The following is a 12,454-nucleotide window of genomic DNA, read 5'->3' as shown; positions in this document are numbered from 1 at the left end:
TGGCTCCTATAAGGGGCCAGTGCAAACGCAACAGTTTTGTCAGGGGTTTCTGTAACAGGTCTGTTGCGTGTGCGTTTTTATTTGACGAATTCTGACCGATATTGGTAGCACATGAATCCCATCGTAATTAACAGATTGCAGCGTAAGCTGGGGTACACTTTTGATCAGCATGATCTGCTGATACAAGCGTTAACTCACCGTAGTGCCAGCAGTAAACATAATGAGAGGCTGGAATTCCTTGGTGACTCAATCCTGAGTTTTGTTATTGCCAATGCGTTATATCATCGTTTTCCTCGGGTTGATGAGGGGGATATGAGCCGCATGCGCGCTACATTGGTGCGTGGTAATACACTGGCTGAATTAGCAAGGGAATTTGAATTAGGTGAATGCCTTCGTTTAGGGCCGGGGGAACTGAAAAGCGGCGGCTACCGTCGTGAATCAATACTGGCTGATACCGTCGAAGCATTGATTGGTGCGATTTTTCTTGATAGCGATATTCAGACTATTGAAAGAATTATCCTGAGATGGTACGAAACCCGCTTGAATGAAATCAGTCCTGGCGACAAACAGAAAGATCCGAAAACCCGTTTACAGGAATATTTGCAGGGGCATCATCTGCCTCTGCCATCATATCTGGTTGTTATGGTTCGTGGTGAAGCTCACGACCAAGAATTTACTATTCACTGTCAAGTGAGTGGTATCGAACTGCCGGTTAAAGGAACAGGCTCTAGCCGTCGCAAAGCGGAACAGGCGGCGGCTGAGCAAGCATTAAAACAATTGGAGCTTGAATGAGCGAACAAGAAACCTATTGCGGATTTGTTGCAATAGTTGGACGGCCTAATGTGGGAAAATCCACGTTGCTAAATCAGCTTTTAGGTCAAAAAGTATCTATTACTTCTCGTAAACCTCAGACCACCCGTCACCGTATTATGGGTATCCATACTGAAGGGGCTTATCAGACGATTTATGTGGATACGCCTGGATTACATATTGAAGAAAAACGGGCGATTAACCGACTGATGAACCGGGCGGCCAGCAGTTCTATCGGTGATGTGGAGTTGGTTATTTTTGTTGTCGAAGGGACTCATTGGACCCCGGATGACGAGATGGTACTCAACAAACTGCGTAATCTGCGGTGTCCGGTTTTACTGGCTATCAATAAAGTGGATAACGTGACCGATAAGACCAGCTTGTTGCCACATATTGGTTTTCTCAGTAAACAGATGAGTTTTCTTGATGTTGTCCCCATGAGCGCTGAAAAAGGCATGAATGTTGATACGATTGCCAAAATTGTGCGCGGATATATACCGAAAGCGACTCACCATTTCCCGGAAGATTATATTACTGACCGTTCTCAGCGGTTTATGGCTTCTGAAATCATCCGAGAAAAGCTTATGCGTTTTCTTGGTGATGAATTGCCATATTCTGTCACGGTTGAAATTGAGCAGTTCGTGGCGAATGAGCGCGGTGGTTACAATATCCACGGCTTAATTCTGGTTGAGCGTGAAGGCCAGAAGAAAATGGTTATTGGTAATAAAGGCAGTAAAATCAAGACCATTGGTATTGAGGCCCGTCAGGATATGGAAAGGCTGTTTGAGGTAAAAATCCACTTAGAACTGTGGGTTAAAGTTAAAGCGGGTTGGGCTGATGATGAGCGAGCGTTACGTAGCTTGGGTTACGTTGATGATTTGAAATAAGGCATCTTCCTGTGGACGGTTGGCAACGTGTTTTTGTTCTTCATGGGCGTCCTTACAGTGAAACCAGTTTATTACTGGATCTGTTCACTGAGAATGAAGGGCGGATTAGCGTGTTGGCAAAAGGTGCGCGTAGCCGTCGTTCCAATTTGAAAGGCTGTTTACAGCCATTTACCCCATTGCTGGTTCGTTGGAGTGGGCGGGGGGCGATTAAAACGCTGCGTGATGCGGACCCTATCTCTCTGGCCCTTCCTCTTACCGGCAGTGTGCTGTACAGCGGTTTATATATCAATGAATTGTTGTCAAGGGTGCTTGAACAAGGAACGGCGTATCCCGCTTTATTCTTTGATTATCTCCAATGTTTGCAGGTTCTTGCCGCCAGTGAATACACACCGGAACAGGCATTACGTCGGTTTGAACTTGCGTTGCTGGCAAATCTTGGTTATGGCGTTGATTATCTGCATTGTGCGGGAAGTGGTGAACCTGTCGCCGACACGATGACCTACCGTTATAGAGAAGAAAAAGGATTTATCGCCAGTTTGGTTGTTGATCATTACAGTTTTACCGGGCGCGAATTAAAATCACTGGCAACCCGTGAATTCCCTGATTCTGCGACATTAAAGGCGGCAAAGCGTTTCACGCGTATGGCATTAAAACCTTATCTAGGTGGCAAGCCTTTAAAAAGTCGTGAATTATTTCGGCAGTTTGTACATCAGAAGCCAGAAAAGAAAGAAAATTAATGAATTTGTTTCTCTTCAAGATGGAAAGTGTAAACTTGTCATATTCTAATATGACTACAGGAGATAAATATGGCTGAAGTATTATTAGGCGTTAATATCGATCATATTGCGACCGTGCGCAATGCCCGCGGTACCAATTATCCTGATCCGGTTCAAGCGGCTTTTGTTGCGGAACAAGCGGGAGCCGATGGTATTACCATTCATTTGCGTGAAGATCGCCGTCATATTACCGATCGGGATGTAGAATTGTTGAAGAAAACCATCCAGACTCGGATGAACCTTGAAATGGCCGTGACAGATGAAATGGTGGATATTGCCTGTCGTATTAAACCTGAATTTTGCTGTTTGGTGCCTGAAAAGCGGCAGGAAGTGACAACAGAAGGGGGCTTAGATGTTATTGGTCAGAAAGATAAGGTTGCTGCGGCGGTTAAGCGTCTATCTGATGCGGGTATTCTTGTCTCGTTATTTATTGATGCGGAACATCGACAAATTGATGCGGCTAGTGAAGTTGGCGCACCTTTCATTGAAATTCATACAGGTGCTTATGCCGATGCAGAAAATGAAGTAGAACAGGAAAAAGAGTTTCATCGTATTAAAGAAGCGGCGACTTATGCAGCGAGCAAAGGTCTAACGGTTAATGCGGGTCATGGGCTGACGTATCATAATGTGCAACGTATTGCCGCTCTGCCAGAAATTTATGAGTTGAATATTGGTCATGCCATTATTGGACGTGCGGTATTCAGTGGTTTGACCGCTGCGGTGGCAGATATGAAAACCCAAATGCGGAAAGCTCGCCGTTAATGGCTATTATTGGGTTAGGGACAGATATTGTTGAAATTGCCCGTATTGAAGGGGTTGTCGAGCGCTCAGGCGAGCGCTTGGCAAAACGCATTCTCAGTGAATTAGAATGGGAACAATATCAGCAACATGAAAAGCCGGTTCGTTTTTTGGCTAAACGCTTTGCGGTAAAAGAAGCCGCAGCAAAGGCATTAGGAACGGGTATCCGTAATGGGCTGGCATTTAACCAGTTTGAAGTGGTCAATGATGCGCTGGGAAAACCGATTTTGCGGCTCTATGGTGCGGCCGCAGCGTTGGCTCAACAATTAGGGGCGACCTCTTTGCATGTGACATTAGCTGATGAGCGCCGTTATGCTTGTGCGACCGTTATTCTTGAGCGCTGATTTTAGATTTTATCTGCATGATGCAGTAATACAAATTTATCCCACAATTGCTCTTCTGTCTCTTGTCGGTCTGGATCGGTGATAATGGTATTAGTTATCGGACAGACTGATTGGCAGGTTGGCGCATCATAATGACCGATGCATTCAGTGCAACGGTCAGAGTCGATTTCATAGATTTCATCTCCCATTGATATTGCTTGATTGGGACATTCGGGTTCACACATATCACAATTAATACAGCTTTTTTTGATTAATAACGACATTTCAATAAATTAACTTATTTTTGTTTTTAATCAGTGTGTTATTGATGGTTTTTATTCCTTGCTATTACACACTTCTTATATTTCTATACAGCATAAATTACATTGAAAAACCAAGTCTAGCAACACTAAACCACAACATATAGGATTTTTTATCTTAGAAAATCTTTATGTATGAGCTTTATTACCCGGTTAGCTATATAAAGGAATTTCAATAATGTGCAAGGTCATCAATATTTCATGGATTAATAAGTCTTGGGGGAGAATAGTTCGAATTATAACAGAATATTTATGGCTGTAGTATTAGCAATAATAAAATAATTAAGACCGGGTTCTGTTTAAATCCCGGTCTTTTTGTTAATTATGACAATGGCGGAGTTGGCCAGTCAATTTCTGGTGCGTTTGAAGTGTCAACTCGGTTAAGCATAATTCGGTATTTTTTCCATTCTTTGAGTAATAGCATCTCTTCGTCTGTTGCTATATCAAGTTCTACTGCGTCAGAAAGTGGGGTTATTTTTTCATTTGTAAGAGATATAAATTGCGCTTTTTGGCTTTCCGCTATAGCTATCAACTCCTCTTTCGTTGGTGGTGGAATATCTTCCCAACAAGGAAGACTATCTTCGCCAGAGGAAAGTATTTTTCCTATAGGCGGGACCCCTGCAAACTCATTGAATATGTCATCGGTTACAGGTAAAGGGTCATTTGGCCATGAGCCAGCTTCAATATAATTCTGTTGTAATAATAGCGGATAAAATGCCTTATTTAATGCGCTAAATACATAATTTTTATCATTCATATTAATATCCTACTGCTCTATAAAATGCTGCTACAGGAATTTGTAAATTTGGAATGCTGCTAAAACATTGGAATTGGGCATTATTGACCATCATTATTGAAAATGTGCCCGCATGCTGCGGGGCGTTACCAACGTGAGTTAACGTGACGTTGAGACATTTATTCGGGAATGGGATTGGAAAGTTATTTAAAGCACCAGGTTCGGCATAAGCATTGCCTTTAACTGATGCTATTCCCCACATTTCAATTAAGCCCGAAGGTAATTTTTGCCATCCGACCTGATTCAGGCTAGAGGTGAAAAACGACATATTAGGCACTTGATTTTCACCATTCCCTATCGTTATATTTGTTGAATCTGATAAACCAAGGTTCTTTATAAATGCAGCTTTATCAGGAATGTCTGCGCCGTTTTGGTCTTTTGCCAATCGATTATTAGCATTATCATTTACATCAGAAACAAGTTTCTGAGTTGAAGCGAGTGTATTACTGTTGCCTATTTGGTCTGTGAGCTGAATAATTCCTTTTTCTGTTAATGAGGCATCGCGAATTTCGGTTGTATTTTTTTGTTCTAAGGCTTTCTTGAATTGGGCGGTGAGTTTGTCTATATCCCCATTGTCCAGAACATCCTCGCCAGATTGTGTTGCGATAAAATTAGCGACGGCAGTGGATATGGTTGACGACTGACGTAATGCCTTATTTAATAGTTCAGCGGTAATATCCCCGGCTGGAAACCCAGTTTGTAATTTTTGTTCTTTTTCATATGTTTCTTGGGTCATTATATTTGCATTTTCACTAATAGAAAAAGCCTTAAAATCATTCTTTTGACTCATATATTTTTCTCCAATTAAGTACTGCATTTTATAAGCAATATAGTGAATTTTTATAAAAATAATTTTTCCCTATTCACACCAGCTATAGTTTAATTAGAAAAAAGAATAATGGAATATTCTTATAACTTATAGGGTTAACTATTTTTATATAATTGTTGGTAATGAACATGTTAATTTTTTGTAATCTAAAATGGTTCTAAACTATTTGCATTTAATGTTTGAAAATGATGTTTATTAATTACATTTATGGTCTAGGGGAGTTATGTGGTATAACTGAATTGGTTTAATATTTTATGTTGAATAACGACAAAATACCAGAGTCAATAAAATGATTAAGACCGGGTTCTGACTGAATCCCGGTCTTTTTATTAATTACGATAATGGCTTAATTGGCCAGTCAATTTCCGATGCGTTTGAAGTATCAACCCGGTTAAGCATGATGGTAAATTAATTTTTTTAATTAATATCCTATTGCCCTAAAATAGGTATAAACATCAAGTGCATAAGGGGTAGAACTTCTATAACATTTGAACTGACTTTGATTTAATACGGATGCCCCGAATATTCCTGCTGATCCGGGGTCCCAATCATTGTGAGTTAACGTGATGCTAAAACATTTATTTGGGAATGGTATTGGAAAGTTATTAATATATCCGCCATTAGGATTTCCACCGAGAGAAACTATTGCTATTCCCCACATTTCAATTAAACCTGAGGGTAATTTTTGCCAACCATTCTGAACCAAGTTTGAGGTGAAAAATGACATATCTGGAATTTGATTAACTCCGGTTCCCACTTCCCGTTTTGCCGCTTCATTTAAACCTAAGTTTTTCACAAACGCATTTTTATTTGGAATATCCGCGCCGTTTTGCGTTTTTTCTAGTCTTTTATTGGCGTTATCATTTACATCGGAAACCAGCTTCTGAGTTGCAGCCAGTGTATTGCTATTGCCAACCACATTTGTAAGCTGAATAATACCTTTCTGTGTTAATGAGGCGTCGGGAATTTTTGTTGTAATTTTTTTTTCTAACGCTTTATTTAATTGTGTAGTGAGTTTGGCTATATTACCATCATCTAAGACATCACTGCCAGATTCTGTCGCAATAAAATCAGCGACAACAGAGGCTATTGTGGACGACTGGCGTAATGTTTTATTTAATATATGAGAGGTAATATTTTCTGGAGGAAATCCAGTTTGTAAATTCGGACTTTTTTCGTATATTTCTTGACTGGCTACATTAGCATTATTGCTAGTAGAAAACGCTTTAAAATCATTCTTAGGACTCATACATATATTCCTTAAGTAAATAATATTCTTTTATAATTAACATATTGAGTTATAGTACAGGTAATTTATCGAGATTGATTTCAATTATAGTCTACGCCAAAAATAGGATAATAAGATTACATTATTAATCAATCGATTGATTGTTTGTATGTGGCTGACGGTAATAAATCGTTTAACGTCTTGTAATAGAAAGCATATTCAAAGTTTTTTATTTTACATTTGTAAATTATTTTATCTTGTCTATTTTGTCTATTTTGTCTATTTTGTCTATTTTGTCAATTTTCAAACGGTTTTAACAAGTTTTATTAAAATAGATGGTGTCAGAATAGTGGTTACGAAAATAGTATTGTTTTGTCTGTTGATTGAATTATTATATTTTTTTTGTTTGTTCGATAAATATAGATAAATATTTCTATCAAATAGAGGGATAAATTTTTTGCTAAAAAATAAAATGGGAAAAGGGCTGCTATGCAGCCCATAATTTTAATCAGCAATATAAATTTCTGTAATATCAGGACAATCCTCTTGGTTTACTATAGATAACCTCAGCCCTGCATCTGACGAATGCACAACGAGCCATCCTTTTGAACCATACCCTGTACCAACCAAAATATTGTCGATCGGAGGCATTTGTAAAGATAAAAATATACCTTGGCTAACAGTACGTAAATATATACATCTGCCTCGTATATCCTGACTCAGTGATATGCTACTTCCTTTGTCTCCGCCAGCTCCTATTTTCCGCCACCACTGATTAGGGCCTTTCTTTTGATATCGCTCGTCAACTTCCGCACGTGAAAACGCCCCCACATCTCCGGCTACCACATTGATGTCTTCAGTTAGCGCTTTGCCGTTAATTCTCCTGCTATTAGGAACCGCGTTTCTTGCCAATGCTACGGTGTCTGATAAACCAAGTTCATTTACGGTAGGTTTGTTTTTTGTTGTATAAATATTAGTCCAATCCTCTTCAAATCCATAATTATCGCGCGCCGAGCGATAAGCAATCCCCCCGTTTTTGTAATGGACTTTCAACTGAAAAGCCGGACAATTCCCAACTCCATTATAGAAGTGCACAACATGATCACTAAATTTCGAATTCAGTAAGTCATATGACCCTGAATCTGCGTTCCACGGGACCTGATTATCAACAGAATTTTTTCCTGTTAATCCGAGCCTAAATGCTCCCACATCGCCAGCCGCTAAATTGATATCGCCAGTCAGCGCCTTACCATTAATTTTCCTGCTATTCGGCACAGCATCTTTCGCCAGATTGACGGTTTCCAACAAATCGAGATTTTTCACAAACTCATTTTTATTGGGAATATCCGCCCCATTTTGGTCTTTGGCTAATCTATTGTTAGCATTATCATTTACATCAGAAACAAGCTTCTGAGTTGCCGCGAGTGAATTACTATTACCAACCACATCGGTAAGCTGAACAATACCTTTCTGAGTTAATGAGGCATCAGGAACCTTTGGTGCCATTTTCTGTTCCAGCGCATTATTTAATTGAGCGTTGAGTTTCTCTATATTTCCGTCATCCAGAACATCATTGCCAGATTGTGTCGCGATGAAATTAGCGACTACAGAGGATATCGTGGATGATTGACGTAATGCCTTATTTAATATATGGGTGGTAATACCATCGGGTTCAAACCCAGTCTTCAAATTTTTACTCTCTTCATATTCTTCTTGGCTCGCTACATTGGCGTTATGACTAATAGAGAAAGCCTTAAAATCATTTTTAGGACTCATAGTATACTCCTTAAATTAAGTGATAAACTTCATAAGTAACATATTGAATTATTGTAAAAGTGATTCCTTATTTAATGCGTTGAATACATGGTTTTTATTGTTCATGATTTTTTGACATGTTAATTAAGTGAACATGGCATGATCTTTATAAATTAAAATCCTATCGCCCTAAAATAAGCGCCAACAGGCGTAGGATGGTTAGTAGGGCTTCTATAACATCGGAACTGACTCCGATCGACTACATGTACTGAACATATTCCAGAGTCTTGAGGGTTATAACCACCGTTAGCTAACACAATATTTAAACATGCGTTCGGAAATGGTATTGGGAATTTATTTAAATATCCGGCCTCCATAGAACCATAGCCGTGAACTAATACAAACCCCCACATTTCAATTAAACCCGAAGGTAATTTTTGCCAGCCGGTAGAATTTAGGTTTGCGTTGAAAAACGACATATCTGGAACTTGATTAACTCCAATTCCTATTTCCCGTTTTGCAGCTTCATTTAAACCTAAGTTTTTCACAAACGCATTTTTATCAGGAATATCCGCGCCGTTTTGTGCTTTTTCCAATGCGGAGTTGGAAATTTTAGTGATAATCTTTCGTTCTAACGCTCTATTTAATTGTGTGATCAGTTTAACAATATCTCCATCATCCAGAACATCATCGCCAGATTGTGTCGCGATAAAATCAGCCACGGCTGAGGCTATTGTTGATGATTGACGTAATGCTTTATTTAACACATGAGTAGTAATATCTTCTGGGGGAAACCCGGTTTGTAAATTCTGACTTTTTTCATATTCTTGTTGACTCACTACGTTGGCATTATTATTAATAGAAAAAGATTTAAAATCGTTCTTTGGGCTCATGTACACTTTCCTTAAATAAAGTAATGCTCTGTTATAATTGACATGTTTAGTTATAATATAGGTAATTTGTTGAGATTGATTTCAATTATAGTTTACTCCAAAAAGAGGATGGTAAGATTATATTATAACTTAATCGATTGATTATTTATGTATGACTGATGACAATAAATTGTTTAACATCTTGTAATCGAAAGCATATTCAAGATGTTTATGTTTCATGTCTGAAAATTATTTTGTCTTATTTCTTTCGGCAATTTTTCTAATGGTTTTCATAAGTTTTATTAAAACATAGGGTGTAAAAATAGCAGCTACGAAAATATTGATATTTTATCTATTGGTTAGGTTATTATGTTTTTTTATGTTTGTTCCATAAATATAGATGAGTTATCTCCTGAAAAATAAAATGAAAAAAGGGCTGCTATGCAGCCCTAAATTCTAATCGTGAATCGTACTTGACCGGATTGAGACTTCAAAGATATCGAAAATCGGTCGGTCAAAATAGTCATTATTATCACTGAAAAAATATCGGGGATAGAATAATGCCCGGTCTTGATAATTATATTATTCTGGTATTTGTGGCCATTCAATATCTGAAATCATTGAAATATCAATACGGCTCAGTAATACCACATACTTCTTCCAGGCAAGTAATAATGCTTTCTCCGCGTCTGAGGCCATCTCAGTCTCAATAGCATATTGTAATAAAGTTATGGCTTCATCAGCTTGTTGGCGAAGAACGACACGTTGTTGCTCTGCTTGTTTAATTTGACTGTCTTTTTGGGCTTTAATGTCCGTTATCCATTTTTCACCATTCCACTTATCAAAATCGGTGCTTGGTTGTTTGAATGTTAGTGTTTCTGGTAATTCATCTGGTTTAATGATTTCCTTCTGTTCCCTAGTTTGGGTATCGTAAGCTATTTTTCCGCGATAATCTGGCACAATTTGCCAGCCGGTTAAATCAGATGAACGGCAGGCGATATATCCCTCTTGGGTTTCAGGTGGCGCGTCTGTGCAGGAGTTGGCCGGAAGGCCGATACCAACGGGAAGGTACTCATCAGAACTGTTTAAATATTCCAGCGTAATCGCATCGTAATTAAACACAACGATACTTCCGGCACTGATGGCAATATTATTTTTATCCAGTACAGCTTTATTCATCATGCAATCCTCACAATGTAATTAAATGCCACATTTCGTGGACGTGTTTCTATTCCCGTTGAAGCGGCAATCACATTATCCATATAACCGTAACCACCAGATCCCATACCGATAGCGATACCTAGTCCGCGCGGATCAATACCGTAGTTAACGTTTTGGTAGACACTATTGAGAATACGGCCTGCCGCACCCACCCCATCGGTTCCACCATTTGAGTGGGACCACATCCGAACAACCCTGTGACTATGTGGAGCAATATCCGCCAGTTGCCAGGATAATAGATATCGGCCAAGATCCACCCCACGCCCATCATCCCAGCCCCGGATAAACTCACCACGTAAATCAGGTAATCTACCCGTAGGATAAGCTTGCGCTAATTTTGGATATAAAATTTGATCAAAGATCGCCCCATTGCATTTCACCCACCCGATTGGTGGTATGTCAGTCGGCCAGGGAAGGGGTATTCCTACTGGGACTTCTTCAAGTAACAACGTACTCATTATGCTGCCCTCATTATGTGGTTAAACGCTAGGTTATGTGGCTTTGATTTCCTTATATCGGGTAATCCTCCACTAAGATAAACTTCCGCTAAATTTTGTAATTTTTTCAATACGTAATTGGAAATTTTAGTTGTGATTTTTTGTTCTGATTCTTTATTTAATTGAGTGTTGAGTTTAACGATATCACCATCATCGAGAACATTATCACCAGATTGTGTCGCGATGAAATTAGCCACAACAGAGATTATTATTGGCGATTGACGTAATGCTTTATTTAATAAGTGATTAGGGATATTATTTGGTAAAAACCCAGCATAAAAACTCAGGATTTTTTCGTATTTTTCTTGATTTACTACATTGGCATTATTGCCAGTAGAAAAATACTTAAAGTTATTTTTGGGGCTCATATATTTTCCTCAAATTAGGTTATGTATTTATAGACCATGCTTTGAGTTTTTGTAAAGATAGTGTCCGTTTATTTATAATTTAGTTCAGGAAAGGAGTAATGGAATGATTTATAACTTAGGATATTAACTATTTACATGTAGTTGGTAGTAATAAGCAGTCAATATTTTTCAATAGAAAATGTACCTAAGTTATTAATGTCTTATTTTCTACTAACTATCTTTAATAATTTCCATGTCGAAATATTTATCTGGAGATGGAGGGATTATGATAACTGTTTGTTTGCATATAATGCAGGTGATTTTATCTGTTAAATCTAACCTATTGAAATCCACATGGTATATTATTAGTAATAATATGCTTGGTTGTTTTCTTAAATTATTCATTTCGATAGCATATTAATGTCATTTCATAACTGAATACATATGATGTTGAATAGTCATATTATTTTTATCACCGGTATGATAATGATTTATTTCGTGAATAATCTTTGTTTTTAATAGTATGGATGTTATAGCCAATTTATTGATTGTTTATATGGTTATGCTAGATTTATATTTGTGAATTGCCGTGCGAATAAATATGTAATAACAATATGTTTTATTTTCTATCGGGAGGATGAATGAGTAACAAGAATGATTTTAAAGCATTTTCTATTAGTAATGATGCTAATGTAGTCAGTCAAGAAAGATATGAAGAAGAGCAAAGTTTGAAAACTGGGTTTCCACCAAATGATGTAACCACTCATGTGTTAAATAAGGCATTACGACAGTCATCAACAATAGCTTCTGTTGTGGCTAATTTTATGTCCACGCAATGCGGAAAGGATGTTTTGGATAATGGTGATTTGGCAACGCTTAATAAGACTTTTACTGATTCATTACAATGTTATAAATAAATTTTCAAAATAATAGATCACTGGAAGGGAACTCAGTCCGATTTTTGCGATCTGATCAATTGCCAAAAATCCCAAACC

16 protein-coding genes are annotated in these 12,454 nt (G+C 38.2%); 6 read left to right on the top strand and 10 right to left on the bottom strand.

Annotation, left to right across the window (positions count from 1 at the left end; translation table 11 throughout):
- The first annotated feature begins 111 nt into the window (after positions 1-111).
- The 5 genes from rnc to acpS all read left to right on the top strand — a co-directional run bounded on the left by rnc (position 112) and on the right by acpS (position 3,615).
- Entirely contained in the window at positions 112-792 is a 681-nt protein-coding gene (gene rnc, locus Phpb_RS02480; protein ID WP_046396035.1) for a ribonuclease III, read from the top strand.
- Complete coding sequence (gene era, locus Phpb_RS02475) at positions 789-1,697, top strand: GTPase Era (protein WP_065389025.1); 909 nt, start codon at positions 789-791, stop codon at positions 1,695-1,697. Before rnc ends, era begins: the two co-directional genes overlap by 4 nt.
- Positions 1,698-1,708: 11 nt before the next feature.
- The gene (recO, locus tag Phpb_RS02470; RefSeq protein ID WP_065389024.1) at positions 1,709-2,434 is read left to right on the top strand and encodes a DNA repair protein RecO; all 726 of its coding nucleotides are present in this window, start codon (positions 1,709-1,711) and stop codon (positions 2,432-2,434) included.
- A 69-nt stretch (positions 2,435-2,503) separates the two neighbouring features.
- Positions 2,504-3,235, top strand: coding sequence for a pyridoxine 5'-phosphate synthase (pdxJ, locus tag Phpb_RS02465; RefSeq protein ID WP_040149407.1), 732 nt, complete (start codon positions 2,504-2,506; stop codon positions 3,233-3,235).
- Complete coding sequence (gene acpS, locus Phpb_RS02460) at positions 3,235-3,615, top strand: holo-ACP synthase (protein ID WP_011147524.1); 381 nt, start codon at positions 3,235-3,237, stop codon at positions 3,613-3,615. Before pdxJ ends, acpS begins: the two co-directional genes overlap by 1 nt.
- A 2-nt stretch (positions 3,616-3,617) precedes the next feature.
- Here acpS and Phpb_RS02455 read toward each other — a convergent pair whose 3' ends face one another.
- From Phpb_RS02455 to Phpb_RS02415, 10 genes are all read right to left on the bottom strand, one after another.
- Positions 3,618-3,878 (bottom strand): YfhL family 4Fe-4S dicluster ferredoxin, encoded by a 261-nt coding sequence (locus Phpb_RS02455; protein ID WP_065389023.1) that lies wholly within the window; start codon positions 3,876-3,878, stop codon positions 3,618-3,620.
- A gap of 358 nt (positions 3,879-4,236) precedes the next feature.
- A complete protein-coding gene (locus Phpb_RS02450; RefSeq protein ID WP_065389022.1) occupies positions 4,237-4,671 on the bottom strand; it encodes a tail fiber assembly protein in 435 nt (144 codons plus the stop codon).
- Position 4,672: 1 nt separating this feature from the next.
- Positions 4,673-5,500 carry a phage tail protein gene (locus Phpb_RS02445; protein WP_065389021.1) on the bottom strand — a complete coding sequence of 276 codons (828 nt, stop codon included), beginning with the start codon at positions 5,498-5,500 and terminating at the stop codon, positions 4,673-4,675.
- 372 nt (positions 5,501-5,872) lie between these two features.
- Positions 5,873-5,941, bottom strand: coding sequence for a tail fiber assembly protein (locus tag Phpb_RS27475; RefSeq protein ID WP_420848322.1), 69 nt, complete (start codon positions 5,939-5,941; stop codon positions 5,873-5,875).
- A gap of 19 nt (positions 5,942-5,960) precedes the next feature.
- On the bottom strand, positions 5,961-6,788 hold the full coding sequence (locus Phpb_RS02440; protein WP_065389020.1) for a phage tail protein: 828 nt from the start codon (positions 6,786-6,788) through the stop codon (positions 5,961-5,963).
- 483 nt (positions 6,789-7,271) lie between these two features.
- The gene (locus Phpb_RS26490; protein ID WP_240492386.1) at positions 7,272-8,543 is read right to left on the bottom strand and encodes a phage tail protein; all 1,272 of its coding nucleotides are present in this window, start codon (positions 8,541-8,543) and stop codon (positions 7,272-7,274) included.
- A gap of 152 nt (positions 8,544-8,695) precedes the next feature.
- Complete coding sequence (locus tag Phpb_RS02430; protein ID WP_065389019.1) at positions 8,696-9,415, bottom strand: gp53-like domain-containing protein; 720 nt, start codon at positions 9,413-9,415, stop codon at positions 8,696-8,698.
- 561 nt (positions 9,416-9,976) lie between these two features.
- The gene (locus tag Phpb_RS02425) at positions 9,977-10,576 is read right to left on the bottom strand and encodes a tail fiber assembly protein (RefSeq protein WP_065389018.1); all 600 of its coding nucleotides are present in this window, start codon (positions 10,574-10,576) and stop codon (positions 9,977-9,979) included.
- Positions 10,573-11,073, bottom strand: coding sequence for a phage tail protein (locus Phpb_RS02420; RefSeq protein ID WP_065389017.1), 501 nt, complete (start codon positions 11,071-11,073; stop codon positions 10,573-10,575). Before Phpb_RS02420 ends, Phpb_RS02425 begins: the two co-directional genes overlap by 4 nt.
- Entirely contained in the window at positions 11,073-11,480 is a 408-nt protein-coding gene (locus Phpb_RS02415; protein ID WP_065389016.1) for a hypothetical protein, read from the bottom strand. The genes Phpb_RS02420 and Phpb_RS02415 overlap by 1 nt, the downstream gene beginning before the upstream one ends.
- Before the next feature lie 620 nt (positions 11,481-12,100).
- Here Phpb_RS02415 and Phpb_RS02410 point away from each other — a divergent pair.
- Positions 12,101-12,376 (top strand): hypothetical protein, encoded by a 276-nt coding sequence (locus Phpb_RS02410; protein ID WP_240492385.1) that lies wholly within the window; start codon positions 12,101-12,103, stop codon positions 12,374-12,376.
- Positions 12,377-12,454 lie beyond the last annotated feature (78 nt).

It is taken from the genome of Photorhabdus namnaonensis (assembly GCF_001684335.1).
Taxonomy (GTDB): Bacteria; Pseudomonadota; Gammaproteobacteria; order Enterobacterales; family Enterobacteriaceae; genus Photorhabdus; species Photorhabdus namnaonensis.
Note: the sequence above shows the minus strand (reverse complement) of the source record. Positions and strands in the feature narration are given on the sequence as shown.

What these genes read in the sequence shown, in the direction of transcription:
- rnc (WP_046396035.1), top strand. Translation starts at nt 112, where the DNA reads ATGAATCCCATCGTAATTAACAGATTGCAGCGTAAGCTGGGGTACACT.
- era (WP_065389025.1), top strand. Translation starts at nt 789, where the DNA reads ATGAGCGAACAAGAAACCTATTGCGGATTTGTTGCAATAGTTGGACGG.
- pdxJ (WP_040149407.1), top strand. Translation starts at nt 2,504, where the DNA reads ATGGCTGAAGTATTATTAGGCGTTAATATCGATCATATTGCGACCGTG.
- acpS (WP_011147524.1), top strand. Translation starts at nt 3,235, where the DNA reads ATGGCTATTATTGGGTTAGGGACAGATATTGTTGAAATTGCCCGTATT.
- Phpb_RS02455 (WP_065389023.1), bottom strand. Translation starts at nt 3,878, where the DNA reads ATGTCGTTATTAATCAAAAAAAGCTGTATTAATTGTGATATGTGTGAA.
- Phpb_RS02450 (WP_065389022.1), bottom strand. Translation starts at nt 4,671, where the DNA reads ATGAATGATAAAAATTATGTATTTAGCGCATTAAATAAGGCATTTTAT.
- Phpb_RS02445 (WP_065389021.1), bottom strand. Translation starts at nt 5,500, where the DNA reads ATGAGTCAAAAGAATGATTTTAAGGCTTTTTCTATTAGTGAAAATGCA.
- Phpb_RS02440 (WP_065389020.1), bottom strand. Translation starts at nt 6,788, where the DNA reads ATGAGTCCTAAGAATGATTTTAAAGCGTTTTCTACTAGCAATAATGCT.
- Phpb_RS26490 (WP_240492386.1), bottom strand. Translation starts at nt 8,543, where the DNA reads ATGAGTCCTAAAAATGATTTTAAGGCTTTCTCTATTAGTCATAACGCC.
- Phpb_RS02430 (WP_065389019.1), bottom strand. Translation starts at nt 9,415, where the DNA reads ATGAGCCCAAAGAACGATTTTAAATCTTTTTCTATTAATAATAATGCC.
- Phpb_RS02425 (WP_065389018.1), bottom strand. Translation starts at nt 10,576, where the DNA reads ATGATGAATAAAGCTGTACTGGATAAAAATAATATTGCCATCAGTGCC.
- Phpb_RS02420 (WP_065389017.1), bottom strand. Translation starts at nt 11,073, where the DNA reads ATGAGTACGTTGTTACTTGAAGAAGTCCCAGTAGGAATACCCCTTCCC.
- Phpb_RS02415 (WP_065389016.1), bottom strand. Translation starts at nt 11,480, where the DNA reads ATGAGCCCCAAAAATAACTTTAAGTATTTTTCTACTGGCAATAATGCC.
- Phpb_RS02410 (WP_240492385.1), top strand. Translation starts at nt 12,101, where the DNA reads ATGAGTAACAAGAATGATTTTAAAGCATTTTCTATTAGTAATGATGCT.